Source organism: Deltaproteobacteria bacterium (genome assembly GCA_016875395.1).
In the GTDB taxonomy this organism is placed as follows: domain Bacteria; phylum Myxococcota_A; class UBA9160; order UBA9160; family UBA6930; genus VGRF01.
Genome location: VGRF01000088.1, coordinates 1 through 1,282, shown reverse-complemented (window position 1 = coordinate 1,282; position 1,282 = coordinate 1). Strand labels below are relative to the sequence as shown.

Here is a 1,282-nt window from a genome sequence, read left to right as displayed (position 1 = left end):
GTCACGGGGGGCATCTCGCCGAGCGTCTGCGCCCAGCCTTCGAGCAGCTCGCCCACCTGTCCGCCGCGGTGCACGATCTCGAGCGCGAGGTTCGGCACGTGCACGCGCAGGAACGCGGTGCGCGCGCGCGTCGCGAGGGCTTCGGCAAGCAGGGTCTTGCCCGTGCCGGACTGCCCGATCAGGAGCAAGCCGCTCGGCGGGAACGTGCCCCACGCCTCGTATTTCTCGGGGGTGTTCGCGGCGCAGGCGTAGGTGAGCACTTCGTCGAGCGCCGCCGCGAGGCCGCCGATCTGGTCGCTCGTCACCGCCGGCGCGGCGCGTAGCTGTGTCGCCTTGGCGAGCTGCGGCAGCTTGCGCGACGCGCTGTTCCACAGGTTCGTCGCGCGCTCCTGCGCAATCTCGAGCTCGGCCATCGCGCCACCTCGCGCGCCAGCTTACGGTGAGCCGCCATGCCGCGCATAGAAAAGCTCGACGCAGCGAAGCTCGGAGAGGCCACGCGCCACCTCGCGCGCGCCGACGCGAAGCTCGCGCGCGTGATCGAGGCGCACGGCCCGTGCACGCTCACGCCGCGCGGCGACCCCTACCGCTACCTCGTGCGCTCCATCCTCTATCAGCAGCTCGCGGGCAAGGCCGCGGCCACGATCGAGCGGCGCTTCAAGGCGGGCTTTGGCGGGCGCGTCCCGCCGCCCGCGCTGCTCGCGAAGCAGCGGGACGCGAAGCTCCGCACGTTCGGCCTCTCACGGCAGAAGGCCGCGGCGGTGAAGGCGGTCGCGAGCGCGTTCGACAGCGGGCTCGTGAGCGCGCGGCGCATCCCGCACATGCACGACGACGCGGTGGTCGAGTCCGTCACGCAGATCCGCGGCGTCGGCGAGTGGACCGCGCACATGCTGCTGATGTTCGCGCTCGGCCGCCCCGACGTGCTTCCCACCGGCGACTACGGCGTGCGCAAGGGCGCACAGAAGCTCTACGGCCTGCGCGATCTGCCGAAGCCCGACGCGCTCGCCGCGATCGCCGCGCCGTGGCGCCCGTTCCGCAGCGTGGGCGCGTGGTACCTCTGGCGCGCGCTCGAGATCACGCTTCCCGATTGACGACTCGCACGCGCTCAAAAGCAACGCGGCCCCCGCTCGCGAGAGCAGGGGCCGCGCGCCGGCCGAAGCCGAGTCAGCTCATTCGGGCGTCCACGTGTAGGTGAGGCCCACCTTGAAGATGCGGCCGCGCCCATCGTGCGTGAACGGGTCGTAGTTCAAGTCCGTGCCCGCGAGCGGCGGGTCCTTGTCCGCCA

Annotated in this window: 2 protein-coding genes; one reads left to right on the top strand and one right to left on the bottom strand. The window is 72.2% G+C overall.

Annotated elements, in window-relative coordinates; genetic code table 11:
• Positions 1-413: AAA family ATPase (locus FJ091_22270; protein ID MBM4386075.1), on the bottom strand; the 413-nt coding region annotated here is incomplete at its 3' end.
• A 36-nt stretch (positions 414-449) separates the two neighbouring features.
• On the opposite strand from FJ091_22270, the gene FJ091_22265 reads away from it, so the two are divergent.
• Positions 450-1,088 carry a DNA-3-methyladenine glycosylase 2 family protein gene (locus tag FJ091_22265; GenBank protein ID MBM4386074.1) on the top strand — a complete coding sequence of 213 codons (639 nt, stop codon included), beginning with the start codon at positions 450-452 and terminating at the stop codon, positions 1,086-1,088.
• The last annotated feature ends 194 nt before the right edge of the window (positions 1,089-1,282 follow it).